Here is a 20654-nt window from a genome sequence, read left to right on the forward strand (position 1 = left end):
GGGAGCCTCCCCGGCGTCTTTTTTGTTGTGTGGCGCTTACTTGGCGCTAAGGACCTCGTCGTGCTTCTTGGCGATCTCGTCCAGGGCATCCTTGGCAGGCTTGGCACCGGAGTAGGCCGCAAAGAGCTCTTCCTGGCAGGCCTTGAGTAGCTCGCTGTACTTGGGCGAGTTGTCAAAGTCCTTCAGGAAGGGCACGGACTTGGCGAAGGTCTCGTTGTAGGGGTTGGCCTTCTTGAACTCGTCGGTGGCCGAGACTTTCTTATTGGCCGTCAGACCACCCAGCGCGACCCACTTCTTCTGGTTCTCCTCTTTGCTAAACCACGCCATGAACTTCTTGGCATCGTCGGTGTTCTTCGAGTAGCTGGAGAGGGAGAGCCCCTGGCCACCAAGGGAGACGAACTGTCCGGCGGGTCCCTTGGGCATCATGAAGTAGCCCGTCTGGTCGGCGAACTTGTTCTTGGCCTTGTCCACGAGGGCGGGCATGAAGGCAAACCAGTTCTCGGCCATCGCGACCGTGCCCTCCTGGAAGGCGGTGTTACACTCGCTGAAGTAGAAGTTCTCGCCGCCCTTGGGGCAGAACTTCTTCAGGCCGGCGTAGAACTCCAGGGCCTTGACCGCCTCGGGGCCATTGATCGCGCCCGTCGCCTTACCGTCCTTGGTGTACGCGCCGCCGAAGCTCCAGAGGATCGGGTCGAAGCCCATGGTCGCGCCATCGTACTCCTTGGAGTAGAACAGGGCGCAGCCAAACTTGCCGTCCTTGGTGAAGAACTCGGCGATCTTGGCGAAGTCTTCCCAGGTCTCGGGAACCGCGAGCTCCTTGCCAAACTTGGCCTTGAAGGCCTCTTTGTTCTTGGCATCCTCGAAGAGGTCCTTGCGGTAGGCAAAGCCAATGGCATCGGCCATACAGGGGATCGCGTAGAGCTTGCCGTCGTACTCGCCGTAGTTCTTGAGAGCGGCCTCTTCGTTATCGGCCTTGGGGAAGTTGGCGGCATCGCCCGTCCACTCGGTCAGGTCGACATAGTGCCCACCGGTTGCCGCGTTTCCGAGCCACTGGGAGTCTCCGACCACCATATCGAACTCGGGCGACTTGCCGGTCCAGGCGGCGTTGATCTTGGTCTCAAAGTCCGACCAGGGAATCTGGTTCACTTCCACCTTGATCCCGGTCTCTTTGGTAAAGTCCTCAGTGAGCTTCTGGAGCTTGTCGGCCGGGTCCCACTTGGCCCACGCGATGACGAGCTTCTTGTCACCGCCGCCGCCACCGGCGGTGGTATTTGTCGGGGCTTCGCCACCGGTCTTCTCGCCGCCGCCGCTGGGACAGCCGGTGAGGGTGAGCAGGGGTAGGGTCGCAAACAGTGCGGTCAAAACGCCGCGTCGTGTCATTCGCATCATTGTCCTCCAAAAAAATGATACCCACCCGGTGCAGTGCACCGGGTGGGCTTGGGTCTAGCCCGTGACCTTGCGGGTCTTGGGATCGAAGTTCATGGTCTTGCCAAGGCGCTGGCTCATCTCGGCGAGCGAGATAATGGTCTGCACCTTGATGGCCAGATCGGCGTTGGCGTTGCAGTTGGCGGGGTCGTTCTTGCGGATCGACTCCAGCCAGTTCTTCTGGTGGTCGGGGATGTTCTCGGTGCGGGAGAAGCGTGCCAGGTCTGCTGCGCTGGTGTCGATCTTCTCGCCCTCGATCTCCTCGGTCCAGGGGCGCTCGGGGCGGACTTCTACGCCGTTGCCGAAGTAGACTGTCGCCTTCTCACCGCGGAACATGTCCTCTAGGCCCTGCTCGTTGACCGTGGAGCCGATGAAGAGCATGGACCAGCCCGACGGAAACTCGGCGATGATCTGCGACGTATCGGCGACATCGCGGTCCTTGTTCTGGACACCGTGGGTTCCGATGGAGCTGACGCGTGTCGGGAACTCGGGGTTGCCGGAGGCGATCAGGAACGGGTGGAGGCGGTGGGGCGCCAGGTCGCTCAAGATCCCCGACGAGTAGTCCCAGTACTTGCGGTAGCGGCGGAAGAGGGCTCCGCTGTCGGCGCGCTCGGGCTGGATATTGACCTCGGCCGGTCCCAGGAAGTTCCAGGCACGCTTGGGGGCAGAGCCCAGCCAGAGCTCCCAGTCGAAGGTCTCGGGGGAGATCTCTTTCTCGATCTTGTAGTTCCACTCCCCAAAGCGGTTGTTACGGGTGTAGGAGCTCTGGCCCATGACCAGCTTGCCCACTTTCCCCTCGCGGATCGCCTTGGCGGTAGCATGCCAGCGGACATCGGTACAGCCCTGCGAGCCGACCTGGTAGACACGCTTGGTCGCCTTGACCACATCGTAGACCTGGAATGCTTCGTCCAGGTAGCGAGTCATGGGCTTCTCGCAGTAGATATGCTTACCGGCCTGCATGGCGTGTACGGCGATCTGGCCGTGCCAGTGCTCAGGCGTGGCGATCACGATGGCGTCGATATCGCTGCGCTCGATGATCTTGCGGTAGTCACGGTTTGCCAGGACAGGCGCGCCGCCATTTTTGGTCTTGATGTAGTCGACTGCGCGCGTGTTGTAGAGGTCAAAAGGATCACAGACCGCCACCGGAGCGACATTCCATTCCTGCATCTTATCGGCGTAGGAGCGCAGGTGGGCGTTGTAGCCCTGGGTTCCTACACCCACAAAGCCAAGCGTGATGCGGTCGTTGGCACCGATGGCCCGACCCGTTGCCAGCTTCGTGCCCATAGGGAACTTACCGCCCGTCATTGCTTTGGCATCAATGGTAGAGACGGGAATCTGCGGCTTGCCTGCTGTCTTGGCGCCCCCGGCGGGTGCCGCGGGTTTTGCTGCTCCCTGTGCCGCTTCTGCCTCGGCGGTCACCGCAGCTCCTGTCACCAGCGCACCCGCGACAGTTGTCGCGGTCTTAAGAAAGTCACGTCGAGAGCTCTCGACATCTGTCCGTTTTTCGTCCATGGTACGTCCTTTCGCCTAGAGGGCGAACATTTCCTTCGAGAATGTGATTTTGTTTCCGGTTAGTGCCGCTTCGTTGGCCTTTATCCCGACAACTGTCGCAACGAAACCTGCTTCCGCAGTTGCGTACATCTTGGGGTTGTAGCCCGGCTTGGTGGCCTCGGTGATTCCCGTGGGCTTGCCAAGTCGGATGGAGTTGAGGAAGGTCTCGCAGGCATAGCGGTTGGGAGTCTGCTTGGCGTTCATCTGCGCGACCTTGGCGGGCTCCAGTCCCTGAGCAAGCGCCTTGGAGGCATTGGCGACCAGCATGATCCCGGTCTCGTCCCCGACTTGCTCACGGCGGGCATAGACCTCCCACCCGAGGTTGTCGGCATCGCTCTCTTTAAACATCCAGCCGCGCTGACCACGCAGCAGAATGGCACACTGGCCTCCCTGGATCAGCTCGAAGCTCCCCCCAAAGCTACTGCCGAGGGTGGCATCGTAGGTGAGGTTCACGCCCTCAGGGTACTGCACGACGCAGGTGACAGTCCTCAGGAAGCCCTCGCCCGTCCCAAAGCCGGAGACCGAGAGGGGTAGGGACTTCAGGTACCAGGTAGCCGTGTCGATCTGGTGGATCCCCACCTCGCCCACAAGGCCATTGGCCCGGGTCTGATCGAGCCGCCAGTTGAGCTCGCTCTCCCGCTCGGGGGTGGGAGCCGCGCGCCGCCAGCTCGACTTGAGGTTCCACTGTGCCGAGCAGCGGGCAACATTTCCCATGGTCTTGCCACTGTCGATAAAGTCCTTGACATGGTGGTGCTGGGGGTTGGTTCGGTTGTGCAGCCCGACCTGGAAGATTGTCTTTGCGTTCTTTCCTGCCAGCGCGATCGCGCGTGCGTCCTCGATGGTGTGCGCCAGCGGTGCCTCGCAGAAGACATGCTTTCCCGCTGCGAGTGCGTCTAGGACGATCTGCTTGTGGAGGTGTGTCGGCGTTGCGACAAAGACTCCCTGAACCGTCTTGTCGTCGAGGACTTTCTTGTAGTCGTTGACAAACGTGGCCTTGGGTGCGTTCTCCAGCGCTTTCTTCTGAAACAGCGGTGACGAGTACGAGTCGCAGACGTACTTGACCACGGGGCCGGTCAGATAGGAGAGAGACTTGAGGATCTCCCTGCCCTGCTCGCCCGCTCCGATCACGGCGACAGTGACAGGGGTCTGGGGGATCTCTTGGGTCTCTTGGTACTCCAGGGTTAGCTCTTCCGCATGCCCTAGGCTCTGGCTTCCCAGGAGCATTCCCAGCGCCAGGACGGAGCCCCGTCCCAGCAAATCGCGTCGTGTTACATCACTCATAGTGTGCTTTCTTCCCGTAGGTTGGTGATTTTCTTGCCGGTTTTCACGGCCTCGTTGGCTCGAATCCCCACGACCGTGGCAGCAAAGCCTGCCTCCGCCGTGGCGTGCATCGGGTGTGGTTGGTTGGGCGCGGAGGCACTGGTGCGCCCCGTGGGCTTGCCCTCACGCATGGAGTTCAAAAATCCTTCGCATGCAAAGAACAACGGTGTGTGGCGCGGATTGGTGTCCAAATTTCTCGAGGGCTCCAGCCCCTCACTGAGTAGCTTGGAGGCGCTCGCGACAAGGATGTAGCCGGTCTCATCGCCCAGCGGCTCGCGCTTGGTATAGACCTCCCAGCCCAGGACAGGGGCATCGCTCTCCTTGATCATCCAAGCACGCGTGCCGCGCAGTAGCATGGAGGTCTGATCGCCGCAGAGGAGCTCGTAGCCGCCCCCAAAGCTACTCCCCAGCGTGGCGTTGTAGGTGAGCTGAATCCCTCTGGGAAACTGGACGATGGCGGTGACACTGTTCTCGTTGCCAAAGCTCGCCACCGAGAGGGGGGACTCTTTAAGGAACCAGCTGATGGTGTCGAGCTGGTGGATTCCCACCTCGCCCAAGAGCCCGTTGGCTTGGCCAGGGTTCAGCCGCCAGTTGAGGGCAGCCTCCCGCTCCGGGGTAGGGGCCGCACGTCGCCAGCTTGCTTTCTTGTTCCAGGTCGCCTCCGCCCGCGCGACATTGCCAAGCACGCCGGTGTCCACAAAGTACTTGACATGGCGGTGCTGGGGATTACTTCTATTCTGTAGCCCAACTTGAAAGAGCTGCTTGCTGTTCTTTCCCGCCAGCGCGATCGCGCGTGCGTCCTCGATGGTGTGCGCCAGCGGTGCCTCGCAGAAGACATGCTTTCCCGCTGCGAGTGCGTCTAGGACGATCTGCTTGTGGAGGTGTGTCGGCGTTGCGACAAAGACTCCCTGGACGGTCTTGTCGTCGAGGACTTTCTTGTAGTCGTTGACAAACGTGGCCTTGGGTGCGTTCTCCAGCGCTTTCTTCTGAAACAGCGGCGAAGAGTAAGAGTCGCAGACGTACTTGACGACCGCCTCGGGCAGGAGGCTGAGCGCGGCAAGGATCTCCTTGCCGCGCTCGCCCGCCCCGATTACTGCTAGAGAAAGCGCCTGGTTCATTACTTCTTTAAGATAGCCGGAGTCGCGTCTGGTTTCGGGAGTTTCGCGCTTCCTTTGGCTTCTTTTAGGGACCAGAGGATCCCGCCGAGCACGTGCTCCTGGTACCAGGGCTTCTGCCAGACATCGACCCGGTGGCCCAGCGACGTGTAAAACACGCGGCCCTTGCCGTACTCTTTCACCCAGGAGACCCCGTAGTAGCCGGGCTCCTTGGAGTTGGGGTGCTTGTCCATCCCGACCAGCGCGTGCACCTTGGTCCAGTCAAAGCTCTTGAACTGGTAGATCTCATCGAAGACCTTGAAGGATTTCTTCTCAAAGACCTTGGTCGCCGGGTGGCTGTCGTCTTCCAGCAGGCCCTCGATCTCCACTTGTGCGCCGTGGGTCTTGAACTCGCCACCGATCATCTCGATGTAGGCGGGAAAGTCATGGAACGTATCGCTGGCGGCGTGGGCACCACAGAAGGCATGGCCCTCTTTGATCCAGGCCAGGAAGCCGTCTTTGTCCGGGAGGGGCAGGTTGCCGGTGGTCGAGGCAAAGAAGACACCGTCGTAGTTCTTCAGCGCCGCGACCGTCATCTTCTGGGCCATCTCTTCATCGGTGCGGACATAGTCGACCTCGAACTTGCCGCTCTTGGCACCCAGCTCGGCGAGGACTTTCTCGGCGACTGGGATCGAGTCGCCGTGGCGGAAGCCCTTGGTGACCGTGACCACGAGGAGCTTCTTCTTGGCGCGGTGGGCCGTGGTCGGAGTGGCGAGAAAAGCGGCTCCTAGGGCAAGAGCAGCAAGGGGGAGTAAGCGTCGGTGCAGGCGGGGCATGGTAGTCCTTTCGGTACTGTTAAAGACGCGGCAGTGCGCGCCGACGTTCAGTATAGCGCAAAAAAGACGCCTGGGGAACCTCCCCGGGCGTCTCTTAATAGAATTCAGTGGAGCTAAGGGGATTCGAACCCCTGACCTCTACAATGCGAATGTAGCGCTCTCCCAGCTGAGCCATAGCCCCAAACCACAGCGGCCTAAATTATATCAAGCATCCGGTGGCAGTGCAAGACCCCAGGTGGCGTAGCAGGCGCGGCGGTACTCGGGGAAGGTGTCTTGCTCGATAGCGGCGCGGGCACCCTCCATCACCTTCGCGTAGTAGGCAAGGTTGTGGTACGTGGCGAGGCGGGAGTAGAGGATCTCCTTGCTCTGGTGCAGGTGCCTCAAGTAGGCGGCGCTGTGGAGACGGCAGACCTTGCAGTCGCACTCCGGGTCGATCGGGCCAGCCTCGTCGGTCCAGCGGGCGTTGGAGATATTGATGCGGCCCTGCGATGTGTAGAGCGCGCCGTTGCGGGCCATGCGGGTGGGCAGGACACAGTCAAACATGTCGATCCCGTAGTAGATCCCATCCAGCAGGTCCGACGGCGTCCCGACTCCCATCAGATAGCGCGGCTTGTGGGCGGGCAGGAGCGGGGTGGTCAGGGCCGTGATGCGCCGCATCTCCTCCACCGGCTCGCCCACGCTCACGCCCCCGATCGCGATTCCGGGGAAGTCCATCGCGCTCACGGCCAAGGCGGACTGCGCCCGGAGGTCGTCGTAGCTCCCGCCCTGGACAATCCCAAAGAGCAGGTGCCCGGTGGAGTCGCCGCCCAGCGCGTTGTGGCGGGCCAAGCAGCGCTCCTCCCAGCGAAGCGTCCGGTCCAGCGAGTCTTTGGTGTACTGCCAGGTCGCCGGGTAGGGTGGGCACTCGTCGAAGGCCATGATGATGTCCGCGCCCAGCTCGTGCTCGATCTCCATCACCCGCTCGGGGGAGAAGAGATGCTTGCTCCCATCGAGGGTCGAGCGGAACGTGACGCCCTCCTCGGTGATCTTGCGCAGGTCCTTGAGAGAGAACACCTGGTAGCCGCCCGAGTCCGTGAGCATCGCGCCGTCCCAGCCGATGAACTTCGGCAAGCCCCCAAACCGCGCCACCCGCTCCGAGCCGGGCCGCAGATACAAGTGATAGGTATTGCCCAGAATTAATCTATAGCCCAGCTCCCAGACCTCGTCGAAGGTCATCGCCTTTACCGTCCCTTGCGTCCCGACCGGCATAAAGGCAGGTGTCTGCACGGTCGCACGGGGAAGCTGCAGCTCCCCGCGCCGCGCCTGGCAGCTGCTCGCTGATTTCTGTAGCGTAAAGAGGCTCATCGGCCCCTATGCTACCACTTTTGCCTCAGTACTTCCGACGCTTGATGAGGACGAGCGTGCCACCGAGGGCCACGAAAGCAAGTGTCCCTGGCTCAGGAGCACTGCTCGTGCTAGTGACACGCCCGTTCTGGTCGAAGCGTGCCTGCCCCGATTCCACATCTCCCAGGCTCCAGTTGCTGGTAATCAAGTTATTGCTGCTATCGTAGAGATCGATGCGATCCAGGATCGTGGTGCTGGCAAAGTCCGCCTCTGCGGTGTAGGTGTCTCCCAGAAGATCCTGGGCCTCGTCGCGCCCGAGCTTTACGGAGGCAGTGGCTTGGTAGAACAGGTCGATATTCTGCCCAAGCGTGATGGGCAGGTTGTAGACAAAGTTCCCGGTGTTCTCAAAGACCATCAGCTCCGCCGGAGGGGTGGCGGTATTAAAGACACTGTTGTAGGTCTCGGTAGGATAGTAGCCCGCCATGAAGCGCAGCACCGCTCCAGCGTAGCCCGTGTCTGGGCTTGTCAGCGTGCTCCCCGAGACATTCCAACGAAAGACCGAGTACGCCGCGTTATTGGGAGCGGTCAAGAACTTCAGCTGAGTGTGCGACCCGTAGACTCCCCCGGCGATATAGCCTGAGTCTTGGACATTGGTGACAGAGATCTTGGCGTAGTTTTTGGAGACATAAAAGCCACCCGCCACGGTGCTGGCCATCGCCTCTACAGGGGCACTGTCATAGAGGGTGTTCGTGTAGATTGCGGAGCCGGTTGCGGTCGCATTAGGGCGGTTGCTATTGATATTCGTTGCGCCTGACGCTGTGTTATAGGCGTTGTAGGCATCCGCGACAAATCCTCCGGAGGTATCGCGCCCGAAGATCGAGTAAGTGCTGATATAGGGCGCTTGCGCTCTCGCTCCGGGAACGATCACGAGCCCGAGAGAGGCAAGAGCCAGCAGGTTTAGGGGAAGAGTGTGCTTCATGAGTCTTGGTTTTCCTTAGTTGCGTTTCCAGAGAACGGCGTAGTCGCGGCCATCGACACTACGCACGGTTCCGACGATATTTCCGCTGTTGTCAATCCCGTAGGCAAACGAGGAGCGCGGTGCGGTGCCGTTGATTAGGTAGCTTGCCGTGGTGCTGTGGAGATCGAGGGCACTGGCAGCCGTTCCTTCCCAGAGCAGGGCATGGATGGTTCCATCTGCCTTGGAGCCATAGCCCACCTGGCGGCTTCCGGCGACGCCAAAAGCCCGGCTGTCGTTGAAACCGGTGGGGTGGAGGTCCACTCGGCTTGCTTGGGTGCCATGCCAGAGGAGGGCATGCGTGCTTCCACTCACGGTTCCTTGGCCTACCTGCGTATCGCCGGAGATGGCCCAAGCGACGCCTAGGCCAAGATCGACAACACTGGCGGCGGTTCCTCGCCAGAGGAGGGCATGATCCTGTCCACCGGCAGGTCTTCCCGTGCCGACCTGGACACCGCCTGCACCATCGTACGCTCGACTGAACGTGAAACCTGTGGGGTGGAGATCAATCACGCTCGCGGCAGTTCCGCGCCAGAGCAGGGCATGAGAGGTGCTATCTGTGGTCTGACCCCGTCCCACCTGAATCTCTGCATCTCCTCCAAGCGCATGGCTGGCGACATAGCCTGTGGGATGGAGGGAAACCGCACTTGCCTCCGTGCCCCGCCAGAGCTGAGCGCGCTCTGAGAGCGTTCCTTCAAGCCCGGTGAGGCCGATCTGAACTCCCTCCCCAAGGGCGCGGATCTCACCTGGCCCTAGATCCACGACACTGGAGCTCGTTCCTGACCAGAGCAGTGCGCGCATATCACTGGTATTGGTAAAGCGAAGCCCTCCCTGTTGGTTTCCGGAGGGAGTGATGGCATTGGCACTTGTGCTGACACCCACGAGCGCTGCAGGTGCGAGGGGAACCAGCGTGTACGCAACAGCAGGAGGAGTCGGGGTGGGAGTCGGCTCGGGGGAAGGCGCACCACTGCCGCTACAGCCACTCAGTACCAGAACGGTGAGTACTGTCCCCAAAAATAACAGGCGATGTGTTTTCATGATTTAGATCCTTCGATTTAAAGAGAAGCTTACGTGAGGTGCGTGAGGCCAGCGTGAGGTGCTTTCGTGCTACACTAAGCCCGTGAGCTGGCGGATCACTTTTCTGGGTGGCGTGAGTGCGACGCGTGAGGGCAAGACACTCTCTCGTTTCGAGAGCTCACGTGTCGTTGCGCTTCTTGCACGTCTAGCACTTTTCCCGAAGCGGATACACCCGCGTGAGGAGCTGATGGAGCTGCTCTGGCCCGAAGTCGAGCGAGAAGTGGCGCAGGTTCGGCTCCGTCACACGCTCCGCACGCTACGGCAGCCGCTGGAGCTGGGCCTGCCTGCGGGCAGTGTGCTGATTGCAGATCGCCTCTCCATTCGCATCAACCCAGACGCCATCACGACCGATGTCTCTGAGTTTGAGCAAGCGCTCAAGCAAAAAGATCTCACGACGGTACGTACTCTCTACACCGGTGAGCTACTCCCTGGCCTCTACGACGACTGGATCGTGGAAGAACGTCATCGCCTAGAAGCTCTCGCCGAGGGGGTTTTATCCTCTCCCGACGGGGTACGAGCCGATCGGGAAGAGGGGCGACGAAACCGGGGAGGTCGCCTCTCTCTTCCGCCCTACCTGACAGCATTCTTTGGGCGAGAGGCCGAGCGCGAGGCGATTGTGACTCAGCTCACTCGCTCGCGACTGGTGACTCTTACGGGCCTTGGGGGGACTGGCAAGACGCGCCTCTCGGTGGAGATTCTGCGGGAGCTTGCGCCAAGCTACACCCATTCTGCCTTTGTCGCACTGGGGGAGTGTGTTGCCGCCGCGCAGATTTTGGGGCGAATTCGGGATGTGCTGGGCTTGCCCGCCGTCGATGCCGACCCGCTGGAGCAGGTCTGCTGGGCACTGACGGATGGCTCCGCCCTGCTGGTGCTGGATAACCTAGAGCAGCTTGTGGACTCGGGGGGGGCAGAGCTGATCGAGATACTTCTTGCGCGACTGCCACACCTCACGCTCTTGGTGACCTCGCGGCGGGCGCTGGGGATTGCAGGGGAGCGGCTCTTCCCTCTGGAGGCGCTCTCGGAGGCGGCGAGCCTTGCGCTCTTTCTGGACCGCATCCAGGCGACCCGACCTGGCTTCCATCTGACGACGGGCAACCAAGACGATATCACGGCGGTCTGTCGTGGGTTGGAGGGGATTCCTCTCGCCCTGGAGCTTGCCGCCGCACGCATTCGTGCGTTCTCGCCCTCCGAGATGCGTGCCGAGCTTCAGTCGCGATTTGAGTGGCTGGCGCGGACGGGGCTTCGCGGGGATAAGGAAGACCGCCACCGCTCGCTCTCGGCGGCGCTGGAGTGGAGCTGGCAGCTCTTGTCAGGGGCGCAGCAGCGCTTCCTGGCGAGCCTGGCGCTGTTTCGCGCACCGTTTCGCGCGGCCGAAGCGGCCTCCGTGACCGACCAGCGCGATGCGCGTGAGCGCTTAGAGGCACTGGTGGCCGACTCCTTGGTGCAGAGTGCCGCCGATGAGCCATCAGGGGAGACGCGCTACACGATGCTCGAAACCGTCCGGGAATTCGTCCTGCCCCGCCTCGAAGACAGCCCGACGACACGGGCGCAGTTTCGCCACCACTACCTCACGAGCACCCGCCCCGATGAAAATACCGTGACAGCATGGCGTTATGCGCTTGAAGATGGTGATGGCGACGATGCCTATAGCTTTGTTTCGCATCTTGGTCATGATGTGATTGGGCTTTTGGGGACGCGGGCTCGCAGTTTTTTGGAACAAACCCTTGTACTTCCCTGCACCGACATGCGTCTTCGCATGCTTGCCACACACCGCCTCGCCGAGTCCTTCCTGCGAGCCAACGAGCGCACCAAAGCGATCGCGCTCATGGACGAAGCGGCGGCGGCATTGGAAGATGCTCCCGCTGCACTTCTCGCTGAGACACTTAGCTACCAGGCACACATTGGTCTCTACGATGCTCCCTATGAGAAGACTTTTGGCCTCTTAGATCGCTGCCTGGGACTTACTACCGATCCTTTCATCCGGGCTGAGACGCTCAGTATGAAGGGAGGCTTGCTCTGTCAGACACCCGACTTTGAGGCCGCTCAGGCGCTTTTTGACGAGGCAGGGAGGCTGTATGCACCTGGTGATCACGGTCAGCATCGGCTTTTGATCCACCGAGCGCTCCTTGCGCGGCGGCTCAGAGACTATGAGGAGGCGCTACGTCTCTACCAGACCGGCGCGGAGTGGGCAAAGCGTGCGGAGGATCGCATGGCATTCAAAGTTGCCCTAAGTAATACGGTCGATATTTTGGGGTACTTGGGGCGTTGGGAGGAGGCACAACAGGCGGGGCTGACGTGTCTTGACCTCGAAGAGGCCTTCGGCGACCGGCATAACCTGATCCTGGTTCTCTGGAACCTTGCCCATCCCTTTCTTAAGCTCGGTGAGCCGGGGCATGCCGCAAAGCTTATCGCTGCGGCCTCGACACTTTGGGCACACGAGGTGCGTCCCCTCACGGAGGAGGATCTTGAGGAAGTCGAGGGCATCCGTACCGAGCTCCGGTCGCTTCTTGACGAGGCGACGCTGGCTCGGCTCTGGGGGGAAGGGGAGATGCTGACCCTCAAAGAGGCGATCGCGCTGGCGCGGGTGGCTAGCTAAGCGCCTCGCGGGCGGCGGCGTTCTTGGGATCGAACTCTAGGACGCGCTCTAGCTCCTCGCGGGCTTCTTTCTCCCGACCCAGGCAGCGCAGGGCGATGGCGAGGTTGAGCCGGGCCTCGATATAGCGCGGGTTGATCTGGAGCGCACGGACAAAGGCCGCGAGGGCCTCGTCGTCCTGGTCTGCAGCGTGGAGCGCGACCCCGAGCTGGTTGTGCAGGTCGGCGTAGGTGGGGGCGATGGCGAGGGCCTGGCGGTACGAGTCGGCGGCGGCCTCAAACTCCCCTTTGTGGTAGAGATTCAGCGCCAGCCGCGAGTGCATCGCAATGGCATCGTCGCGGTTGGCTGGTGTCTGGAGGAGGGCGGCCTCGGCCTCGGGCTGTCCGACCTGCGTGGCCTCGTAGAGCCGGCGCGCATCGGCGTAGTTGGGGTTGAGCTCCAGAGCCCGGCCAAAGGCGCTCCGTGCATCGTCGAGCTGCTCCAGAGCGACCAGGGCGCAGCCAAGGCGGAAGTGCAGGTCCGCGAACTGGGGGTGCAGGCTCAGGGCTTGGCGTAGGTGTGTGGCGGCCTCTTCCGCCAGCTCTTTGTCGAGGACGGCTTGTTCGGCGGGGGCGGCGAGGGCGGCGCGCTGCCGGGCGAGGGCGGTGTGTGCCTCTCCCAGGTAGAAGCGTGCGAGCCCATCGGTAAGGGTACTTCGTCGGGGATGGTGCAAGACCGCCTCGAACTCGGTGATCGCCATCTCGTACTTGCCTTCATCGAACAGGCGGACCGCCCGGTCGTAGCCTGTTACATCCTCGCTGCGTCGCAGCATCCTGCCCCAGAGTGGCATCGTTCGTCTGTGTCCCTTCCCGACAAAATTATAGCACTTTATGTAAGAGTCAGAGCGCCTGCTTAATGGTCGGTAGAGTCGTGAAAAAATCGGAGGGTGAACTTTGCACTAAGTCGGAGCGACCTCAAAGAGCGTGATATCGCCTTGGCTGTAGACTACCTTCAGAGCACCAGGCTGCTTGCCATCGGTCCAGTCCACGGGCACGTAGTCACCAAGATCCGCCCCGGCGAGCCGGTTGAGGTAGAGAATGTAGCGAATATTATTGGCCCGGATCAGCGCCTCACGCTCGCTATCGTCGGCGGCTTGGGAGAAGAAGCGTAGCGCGAGGCTATTTTTACGGGGATAGCTGAGGGTCTCCGACCAGTGGCCGTTGTAGCAGATCACACCTGCCCAGCCCGCCGTGTAGGCATTGAGATGCGGCTCGAACATCCCCGGATAGCGCTTGGGGGAGTCGGGATCGGGTGCGACCAGCACGGCAGCGTTCTCCGTGGCGTGTTCTTTGAGCCAGGTAAGCACTTTCTGCTCATCGCCGGAGAGGTAGGGGCGTCGCGCTGTCGTCCCCGAGTTCGCATCCAGCCGCCCGATATCGGCGAGCAAGTACAGCACATTGGACGGTGTGGTGAGCAGCACTCCAAAGAGCGCCGCGATCTTCGGGAAGTCCCCCGAGAGCCGCGCCGTCAGCGTGTCTAGTCCCACGCCCGCCAGGATGCAGATCGGAAGGTGCGCTCCCATCAGCATCTTGCGCTGAAATGGCACCGGAAGATACGCCACCGCGATGGCGACGATAAGCCAGATGATGAGGAACCTGCCCCCCCTGCCCCCGTCCGACGGGGGAGTTTCGTTCCCCCGCCGGGCGGGGGCTAGGGGGGAAGAGAAAAGCACATAGAGTAGCGGCAGGCCGAAGCCCAAGAGAACCCACCAGAGCGCAGGAGTCAGGGTTGGCTCATTGGTCCAGGCGCGGGCCTTGAAGAGCGGATCGACACGCGATGCCCACGCGGTGTAGGCGGTGGTGGGGAGGCAGGCCGCGGTGGCGATAAGTAGTCTCACCCCGCTTGCTTTTTTGCTTGCCTCGCCGTAGAGCGTCTCGAAGGGCGGCAAGAGGGTGAAGAGCTTGTATACCCAGGCGACGGTGAGTAGCTGCACGACATCGTAGGTGTGGGAGTTCCCGAGCACAGCCCCGGCGACGCAGGCAGGCCAGAGATCGCGGAGCTTTCCGGTGCGCTCTGATTTTAGGAGTGCGGCGAAAAAGACCACCATCAGAGCTGTCATGGGCGCGAAGAGCGGCGAGTAGTAGAGCGAGAGAAACGTGATCGCCTCGGGCTGGAACGTGTCGATCGGCTGGAGCGTGAAGCCCTTAGCCGGGTTGTAGCCGCCCGAGAGCCAGCCAAACCCCGACGAGAAGCAGACCAGGCCGAAGGCGAGCTTTCGGGCGCGCTCACTCTGCACAGTCTCTTGGAGCAACCAGACCACAGCGCGCAGAAGCGCCGCGCCGCCGAGCACGCGGCCCACGTGGAAGGCGAGAGGCAGACCGCTGGCCTTGGCGAGCAGTCCTAGGACAACAAACCAGAGATAGAGTAGCTTGGGACTTTGTGGCTCCGTGGAGAAGAGGTTGTGGTGGAGAAAGTGCCCGCGCCCCGCCTCCAGCATCCATGAAAAGTAGACCAAGCAGTCGTCGATATTGCTTGTCAAGCCCGAGTACACCGATCCCGCAGGGGTGTGGAGCCAGCCCACGAGATACGGCACGGAGGCCAGAGCCAGCGCCAGAGCGCCCAAGACGAAGTAGAAGCGGCGCTCGGGCACGGGGCTATTTTTCCTCGATAAAGGCGGTCAGAGTCACGGAGAAGCGGCGGGTCTCACCGGGGGCGATGTGCTGGAGGCGACCGGCCTCGCGCTCGGCGGCGCGGCCCAGCACCTTGCAGTTGGCGGGCTCGATCCCACAGACATACTCGCCCTCGCCCATCATCTTCCAGACGGTCAGGTGCGGAAACTCCGACTGTTTGTAGCTGACACGCACGCCAAAGCCATCGGGGTTGACCATCTCAATGACCACATCTTCGGTGGGAATATTATGGAAGAAGCACTGCTCGGCGTAGTCTTTTGTCGGGGCGGTGAGGGTGTTGACGGTGGCGTGGCCCGCGGCGGCTGCGGCATCGCGCGGGGTGCTGGTCGTGCCCTCGGGGAAGCGGATGACAGTACCCTCCGCGACCAGCGGCCAGCCAAAGTTGAGGTGGTAGAGCAGCATGAGCGGGCTGGTCTTGAAGCCCTCATTGGTGACCGTGTCGGTGATGGTCATGCTATTGCTACCCACGGGAGTGGAGATCGTCCGCTTGAGCCGCAGGTTCTCGCCAAAGACCGTCGCCTCTCGCATCGTCCCCTCGACAAAGACCGTGGCCTCGTCGCCCTCCCAGTCGGTCCAGGCGCTGGCGCTCTCGGCGGGGATGTGGGAGAGCCGCCCATGGATGCCCAGGGACTCGTCACCGTCTTGGTTGGACGCGCCGGCGTTGCTGAGGCCACAGCCGGTGAGCAGGCCGCCGTGGAAGGTCTGGAGCCAGCCGCGCCACTCGGGGACAAAGGCGTGGGGGTTGGCCCAGCCGGTCGCGGAGACCCAGGCAAAGGGCACCCCAAAGAGGCTCGCCGCGCCGATATCCATCCCACGGGAGAAGAGAACGGTGTAGTCCAAGCCGCCACCGGAGCGCACGCGGGCCGCCTTGACGCCCCCTTGGACGCCTTCGTCGTAGGTGAAGCGCTCGACCCCTGCGACTTGAATCAGATCGCCCACTCGCTGCGCCACCTCGCGGCGTGAGTAGGACTTCCCAAAGAGAGTTGCCATGCTCCCGATTTTACCTGAATCTTGCGTCGGCGGAGCATAGAGCTGGCCAAGTTGCCCGAGGAAGCCCGGACACTCGTTGTCCGGGCTAATTTAGCCGGGCCAGTCTAGCTTCCCATCGCGCTGAGCGTGAGCCCGGCGGGGCTCTCCGTGCTTCCTGTTCCCCAGCCAAAGACACGGTGGGCGTTGGCACAGAGAATCTTCTCGCGCTCGTCGGCGGTGAGGCCCGCCTCTTCCAGCATGGCTAGGTTTGCCGCGGGGTCGTTGGCGGGAGCGTTGGAGGAAAAGAGGAGCTTACGGGCACCGCTCATCGCCTGGATGGCGTAGCGAATCTTCTCCGGGGCAAGGGCACCTGAGATATCCAAGAAGAGGTTCGATGGCTTGACCGCGTAGTCGATCGCGGCGCGCCACTCCTCCCCGCCCATCCCCGAGGCCACGATCTTGACCCCCTGCATAAAGCCGGCGATCTCGACCGCATGCCACATCGCCTCGGCGGTGGGGGTCTCGATCAGGAGGGCCTTGCTGTAGCGGCGGACCAGGATCAAGAGCTCACGGGAGTACTCCAGCGCGACCGGCGCTCCGGTGGCAGGGTTGGGATAGAGTGCGGCCCCGACAAAGCTCTCGGAGTAGAGATGACGGCGCATCTGGGCGCTGGACTCTTCGTGCTGGGCGGGCTGCACCACGAGCCAGCCGCGCAGGTTGACCGGAGAGCCTGGGCTCGCCAGCGTGTCCGCGACCGTCTCATTGCCCCCAATGGGATCGTAGCGGCGTGCCAGGAGCGACGAGAGACAGCACGTGGTGATCCCACGGGCCGCGAGAGTCGTTTGGACCGCCTCGGCTTGGTTCCAGTCGGGGGCTGCGGGAGTGGGGCCCCAGCCACAGTGGACATCGATGATCTCTTCTGCCATCTCTATGCTACCGCTCCTCCGGCTGCCAGGAGCCGCTTGGTATTGCCGCCCAGAACCTGCTCGCGCTCCGAGTCACTCAGCTTTGCCACACGGGCAACGGCCAGTGCCGCCGCCACGGAGCCGCGGGCGACGCCTCCCGAGCCAAAGACAACACGACTCGCTCCCACGAGGCTGACCGCATGGGCGATCTCACCGACACCGCGCAGGGAGTCTGTGCAGAGTAGGTAGCGCTCGTCTTGCTGGGCCAGTGCGACCGCCTCTGCAAAGGCCGGGCCGCTCAGCCCGGAGAAGACCACCGGGCCGGCGTAGCCGGTCGCGCTCAGGAGCCGGGCAAGCTGGGTCGCATCGCCGGGCTGCGTGGCCTCAAAGAGCAGGGGGACCTTCACGCCACGCGCTGCCAGGCCCTTAAACGCATTCTCCAGCGGCGCGTAGGCGATCGGCCACTTCTGGGTGGTCGGGAAGAGGCAGATCAGGCGCGAGCCCCCGAGGAGCGTGTCGGACTGGGCGACGCGGGGATCGAGGACGCCCGCAGGGAGCAGGGTTCCCCCGGACTCACCGCAGCGCACCTGGGTCTCCCGGTTGCCCGCCGATGGTGAGTGGAAGATCGCGCGTGTCGAGAGAGTCACTGCCCCCGCGATCCCATACTTGGCCATCATGGCCTTCAGTGTGCCGGTTCCGGGCTCCGCACCACGGGGGGGCACCGCTCCGAAGAGCGTGTACAGATCAAGAATCGGTTCCGCCATCTGCTAACTCCTTTGCCTTCTTAAATCGTCGCGCCAGGCGCTCCTTGCCCAGCACCTCCATCAGCTCAAAGAGGCCCGGCCCGACCTCACGGCCGGTGAGCGCCACGCGCACCGGGTGGGTTACCTCGCCCTTCTCTCGGTTGTGGCTCGCCGCCACGGAGCGCACGACAGTCTCAATGGCCGCCACGCTCCACTCGGGCAGGCCTGCCAGGGTGCTATCCAGCTCCGCAAGATACGCTCCCGCGCCCTTGAGCCACTTCTCGACCGACTTTGCGTTGTACTCCGGGAGCTCCACGAAGAAGAAATCCGTGACCTCGGGAACCTCACGCAGCTCCTTGACCCGCTCCTGCTCCAGCGCGATCGCGGCGGCGGCGTAGTCCGCATCGAGCTCCGCGGGCAGGAAGGGCCGGGCACGCTCGTAGAAGGCGCTCGGGCTGAGGTTGCGGATGTAGACCCCGTTCATCCACTTGAGCTTGTCCAGATCAAAGATGCCCGGCGAGAGCGAGATATGGCGGAGATCAAACGCCGCGATAATCTCGTCGCGTGGCATGAGCTCACGGTCATCGCCGGGCGACCAGCCGCAGATCGCGAGGAAGTTGAAGAGCGCCTCGGGGAGGATGCCGTCTTGGTTCAGGTAGCCGGTCAAAAACTCACCGGTCAGGCCACCATCTTTAATCTCCGGCACCGGCCCGATCAGCGGGAGAGCTCCGTTGCGCTTCGAGAGCTTCTTGCGGTCCCACCCAAGCACATTGGGCGTGTGGACAAAGATCGGTGCCTCCCAGCCCAGGGCCTGGAAGACACTGACGTGCTTGGGGGTTGAGCTGATCCACTCCTCGCCGCGCAGGATATGGCTGATCTCCATATCGTGGTCATCGACCATCGCCGCGAGGTGGTAGACCGGCAGGCCATCGGCCTTGAGGATCACGAAGTCGTCTTGGGTGGTCGCGTCCCAGAGCGTCTCCCCGCGCAGGAAGTCCACGGTGCGGATCGGCCCCTCGGTCGGCATCTTGAGGCGCACGACCGCCCGCTCGCCGTCGGCGACCCGCTTGCGGGCCTCGGCGAGGGGATAGTCTCGAAAGTGGCGGTCGTAGCGGTAGGGAATCTTGCGGGCATCGCAGGCGGCTTTCTTGGCGGCCAGCTCTTCCTCGGTCTCAAACGCCCAGTACGCCTTGCCGTCGTCGAGGAGCTGCTCGACCAGCTCGGTGTAGCGCGCCCGGCGCTGCGACTGGATATACGGGCCGTGTGCGCCCCCGTTCTCGGGCACCAGTGCGGGATCGACCGCACCGTAGGCCTCGGAGAGAGCAGCGACCGCCGCCTGGTCCGGGCCTTCGTCGTAGGGCGTTCCGAGCGCATGGAGCGACTGGATAATGTGCTCCAGCGAGCCTTTGACGAGGCGCTTTTGGTCGGTGTCCTCGATACGCAGCAGGAAGTCGCCGTCGTACTTTTTCGCCAGGAGATAGGAGAACAGCGCGGTACGGAAGGCTCCGACATGGAGGAACCCTGTCGGGGAGGGGGCGAAGCGGGTGCGCACCCGGCGCGGCTCGCGGCCCATGAAGATATCAGTTGGATCTGTTGTCGGCACGATTGCCTATGATACCCCGAAATCTGCCGTCGCCGCGAAGGTAGGGGCGCGCCGGTGGTGTGTCGCCTGCTCAAACGCGAAGGCTAGCCGCAGCAGGGTCGCCTCGGTGTTGGCGCGGCCCCAGAACGAGACCCCGACCGGGAGCCCGTGCACCTGGCCTGCGGGAACCGTGATACTCGGGTAGCCCGCCACGGCGGCAGGGCTGGTGCTGCTGCCTAAAAAGTGATCCCCATTGACCCAGTCGATCGGCCAGCTCGGTGCCTGGGTGGGGGCGAAGAGCGCATCGAGCTTGTGCTTGGTCAGGATCGCATCGATCCCCTGCTCGCGTGACTGCTTGCGGCACTTCGCCAGCGCCTTGACGTACTCCGGCGAGCTCAGCGGCCCCTTGGCCTGCGCCTGCTCAAGGAGCTCCTGACCGAAGTAGGGGAGCTCCTTGTCCTTGACACTGCTATTGAAGATGATTAGCTCCTTGAGGGTCTTGAAGGGGACACCGGGCTGGAGCTCCGCGAGGTACTTGTTTAGCCCCGCCTTGAACTCATAGAGGAGCACCGTGGTCTCGTCGGCGTCGAAGGTGTCCACGGTCGCCATGTCCGCGTGGTCGATCACCTCCGCGCCGAGCTTTTTGAGCACCTTGATCGCGTCCTCGGCGAGCTGATCGGTGGCGGGATGGTAGCCAAAGAAGCGCTTGCGCGCGATCCCGATCCGCTTGCCCTTGAGGCTGGTCACCATCGCGCCGGAGTAGTCCTTGCCGGTCAGCGCCCCCAGGAGGATTGCCACATCAAAGACCGTCCGTGCCATCGGCCCCGCGGTGTCCTGGGTGTGGGAGATGGGGATGATCCCCTTCCCACTGAGCAGCCCGACTGTCGGTTTGAGCCCGACAAGGCCACACGCCGCCGACGGTGAGAGAATGGAGCCATCAGTCTCGGTGCCGATCCCGGCGGCAGCGAGGCAGGCCGCGATTGCCGCGCCCGTGCCGGAGCTCGACCCCGACGGTGACCGGTCCAGCGCATAGGGGTTGCGTGTCTGCCCGCCGCGTCCGCTCCAGCCGCTCGACGAGTGCGTGGAGCGGAAGTTGGCCCACTCGCTGAGGTTTGTCTTGCCCAGGATCACCGCCCCGGCTTTTCGCAGTGCGGTCGCCACGGGGGCCTCGGCCTTTACCTTTGTCCCCACCAGCGCCAGCGAGCCCGCCGTGGTCTGCATCTTGTCCAGGGTCGCGATATTGTCCTTGATGAGGATCGGCATCCCATGGAGCGGCCCCAGCGGCTTGCCCGCCGCCCGCTCCGCCTGCAAGCGCTCGGCGTCTTTGAGGGCATCGGGGTTGAGCTCGATCACGGACTTCAGCTTGGGGTCGAGCTCAGCGATCCGCGCCTGGTAGAGCTGCACCAGCTGCGGCTCGGTGTAGCGCCCGGCCTTCAGCGCCTGCCGAAGCTGGGCAAGAGAGACTTCATCAAGTTCAAAGGGGGCAATCTTGGAGGAGGACATGGGAGGATTTTACCAGAATCCGGCCGCTTTACCTCCCCCAGCTCGCACC

General features: G+C 62.8%; 16 protein-coding genes and 1 tRNA gene. 1 reads left to right on the top strand and 16 read right to left on the bottom strand.

Annotated elements, in window-relative coordinates; translation table 11 throughout:
* Window positions 1-36 precede the first annotated feature (36 nt).
* The 9 genes from HNQ39_RS10590 to HNQ39_RS10630 all read right to left on the bottom strand — a co-directional run bounded on the left by HNQ39_RS10590 (window position 37) and on the right by HNQ39_RS10630 (window position 9602).
* On the bottom strand, window positions 37-1380 hold the full coding sequence (locus HNQ39_RS10590; protein ID WP_184195136.1) for an ABC transporter substrate-binding protein: 1344 nt from the start codon (window positions 1378-1380) through the stop codon (window positions 37-39).
* Between the two features lie 63 nt (window positions 1381-1443).
* The gene (locus HNQ39_RS10595; protein ID WP_184197708.1) at window positions 1444-2937 is read right to left on the bottom strand and encodes a Gfo/Idh/MocA family protein; all 1494 of its coding nucleotides are present in this window, start codon (window positions 2935-2937) and stop codon (window positions 1444-1446) included.
* 15 nt (window positions 2938-2952) lie between these two features.
* Complete coding sequence (locus HNQ39_RS10600) at window positions 2953-4257, bottom strand: Gfo/Idh/MocA family protein (RefSeq protein WP_184195139.1); 1305 nt, start codon at window positions 4255-4257, stop codon at window positions 2953-2955.
* Entirely contained in the window at window positions 4254-5414 is a 1161-nt protein-coding gene (locus HNQ39_RS10605; protein WP_184195142.1) for a Gfo/Idh/MocA family protein, read from the bottom strand. Before HNQ39_RS10605 ends, HNQ39_RS10600 begins: the two co-directional genes overlap by 4 nt.
* Window positions 5414-6226 carry a ThuA domain-containing protein gene (locus tag HNQ39_RS10610; RefSeq protein WP_184195145.1) on the bottom strand — a complete coding sequence of 271 codons (813 nt, stop codon included), beginning with the start codon at window positions 6224-6226 and terminating at the stop codon, window positions 5414-5416. Before HNQ39_RS10610 ends, HNQ39_RS10605 begins: the two co-directional genes overlap by 1 nt.
* Window positions 6227-6334: 108 nt before the next feature.
* Window positions 6335-6407 (bottom strand) — tRNA-Ala (locus HNQ39_RS10615).
* 23 nt (window positions 6408-6430) lie between these two features.
* Window positions 6431-7570: a tRNA guanosine(34) transglycosylase Tgt gene (gene tgt / locus HNQ39_RS10620; protein WP_184195148.1), complete on the bottom strand. Its 1140-nt coding sequence runs from the start codon at window positions 7568-7570 to the stop codon at window positions 6431-6433.
* A gap of 25 nt (window positions 7571-7595) precedes the next feature.
* A complete protein-coding gene (locus tag HNQ39_RS10625; protein WP_184195151.1) occupies window positions 7596-8528 on the bottom strand; it encodes a PEP-CTERM sorting domain-containing protein in 933 nt (310 codons plus the stop codon).
* A 15-nt stretch (window positions 8529-8543) separates the two neighbouring features.
* Window positions 8544-9602 (bottom strand): hypothetical protein, encoded by a 1059-nt coding sequence (locus HNQ39_RS10630; RefSeq protein ID WP_184195154.1) that lies wholly within the window; start codon window positions 9600-9602, stop codon window positions 8544-8546.
* Window positions 9603-9684: 82 nt separating this feature from the next.
* Here HNQ39_RS10630 and HNQ39_RS10635 point away from each other — a divergent pair, with 82 nt between their 5' ends.
* The gene (locus tag HNQ39_RS10635; protein ID WP_184195157.1) at window positions 9685-12237 is read left to right on the top strand and encodes a winged helix-turn-helix domain-containing protein; all 2553 of its coding nucleotides are present in this window, start codon (window positions 9685-9687) and stop codon (window positions 12235-12237) included.
* Here HNQ39_RS10635 and HNQ39_RS10640 read toward each other — a convergent pair.
* The 7 genes from HNQ39_RS10640 to HNQ39_RS10670 form a co-directional block, all read right to left on the bottom strand.
* On the bottom strand, window positions 12230-13063 hold the full coding sequence (locus HNQ39_RS10640; RefSeq protein WP_184195160.1) for a tetratricopeptide repeat protein: 834 nt from the start codon (window positions 13061-13063) through the stop codon (window positions 12230-12232). The two genes, HNQ39_RS10635 and HNQ39_RS10640, sit on opposite strands and share 8 nt — an antisense overlap.
* A 108-nt stretch (window positions 13064-13171) precedes the next feature.
* Window positions 13172-14863 (bottom strand): hypothetical protein, encoded by a 1692-nt coding sequence (locus HNQ39_RS10645; protein ID WP_184195163.1) that lies wholly within the window; start codon window positions 14861-14863, stop codon window positions 13172-13174.
* A 4-nt stretch (window positions 14864-14867) separates the two neighbouring features.
* Complete coding sequence (locus HNQ39_RS10650; protein WP_184195166.1) at window positions 14868-15893, bottom strand: aldose 1-epimerase family protein; 1026 nt, start codon at window positions 15891-15893, stop codon at window positions 14868-14870.
* A 104-nt stretch (window positions 15894-15997) separates the two neighbouring features.
* Window positions 15998-16798, bottom strand: a complete 801-nt coding sequence (locus HNQ39_RS10655) for an amidohydrolase family protein (protein WP_184195169.1) — start codon at window positions 16796-16798, stop codon at window positions 15998-16000.
* Between the two features lie 2 nt (window positions 16799-16800).
* Window positions 16801-17541, bottom strand: a complete 741-nt coding sequence (locus tag HNQ39_RS10660) for an amidohydrolase family protein (protein ID WP_184195172.1) — start codon at window positions 17539-17541, stop codon at window positions 16801-16803.
* Window positions 17522-19123: a glutamate--tRNA ligase gene (gltX, locus tag HNQ39_RS10665; protein ID WP_184195175.1), complete on the bottom strand. Its 1602-nt coding sequence runs from the start codon at window positions 19121-19123 to the stop codon at window positions 17522-17524. The genes HNQ39_RS10660 and gltX overlap by 20 nt, the downstream gene beginning before the upstream one ends.
* A 6-nt stretch (window positions 19124-19129) precedes the next feature.
* Entirely contained in the window at window positions 19130-20605 is a 1476-nt protein-coding gene (locus HNQ39_RS10670; RefSeq protein ID WP_184195178.1) for an amidase, read from the bottom strand.
* Window positions 20606-20654 lie beyond the last annotated feature (49 nt).

This window comes from Armatimonas rosea (genome assembly GCF_014202505.1).
In the GTDB taxonomy this organism is placed as follows: Bacteria; Armatimonadota; Armatimonadia; order Armatimonadales; family Armatimonadaceae; genus Armatimonas; species Armatimonas rosea.

What these genes read in the sequence shown, in the direction of transcription:
- HNQ39_RS10590 (WP_184195136.1), bottom strand. Translation starts at nt 1,380, where the DNA reads ATGACACGACGCGGCGTTTTGACCGCACTGTTTGCGACCCTACCCCTG.
- HNQ39_RS10595 (WP_184197708.1), bottom strand. Translation starts at nt 2,937, where the DNA reads ATGGACGAAAAACGGACAGATGTCGAGAGCTCTCGACGTGACTTTCTT.
- HNQ39_RS10600 (WP_184195139.1), bottom strand. Translation starts at nt 4,257, where the DNA reads ATGAGTGATGTAACACGACGCGATTTGCTGGGACGGGGCTCCGTCCTG.
- HNQ39_RS10605 (WP_184195142.1), bottom strand. Translation starts at nt 5,414, where the DNA reads ATGAACCAGGCGCTTTCTCTAGCAGTAATCGGGGCGGGCGAGCGCGGC.
- HNQ39_RS10610 (WP_184195145.1), bottom strand. Translation starts at nt 6,226, where the DNA reads ATGCCCCGCCTGCACCGACGCTTACTCCCCCTTGCTGCTCTTGCCCTA.
- tgt (WP_184195148.1), bottom strand. Translation starts at nt 7,570, where the DNA reads ATGAGCCTCTTTACGCTACAGAAATCAGCGAGCAGCTGCCAGGCGCGG.
- HNQ39_RS10625 (WP_184195151.1), bottom strand. Translation starts at nt 8,528, where the DNA reads ATGAAGCACACTCTTCCCCTAAACCTGCTGGCTCTTGCCTCTCTCGGG.
- HNQ39_RS10630 (WP_184195154.1), bottom strand. Translation starts at nt 9,602, where the DNA reads ATGAAAACACATCGCCTGTTATTTTTGGGGACAGTACTCACCGTTCTG.
- HNQ39_RS10640 (WP_184195160.1), bottom strand. Translation starts at nt 13,063, where the DNA reads ATGCCACTCTGGGGCAGGATGCTGCGACGCAGCGAGGATGTAACAGGC.
- HNQ39_RS10650 (WP_184195166.1), bottom strand. Translation starts at nt 15,893, where the DNA reads ATGGCAACTCTCTTTGGGAAGTCCTACTCACGCCGCGAGGTGGCGCAG.
- HNQ39_RS10655 (WP_184195169.1), bottom strand. Translation starts at nt 16,798, where the DNA reads ATGGCAGAAGAGATCATCGATGTCCACTGTGGCTGGGGCCCCACTCCC.
- HNQ39_RS10660 (WP_184195172.1), bottom strand. Translation starts at nt 17,541, where the DNA reads ATGGCGGAACCGATTCTTGATCTGTACACGCTCTTCGGAGCGGTGCCC.
- HNQ39_RS10670 (WP_184195178.1), bottom strand. Translation starts at nt 20,605, where the DNA reads ATGTCCTCCTCCAAGATTGCCCCCTTTGAACTTGATGAAGTCTCTCTT.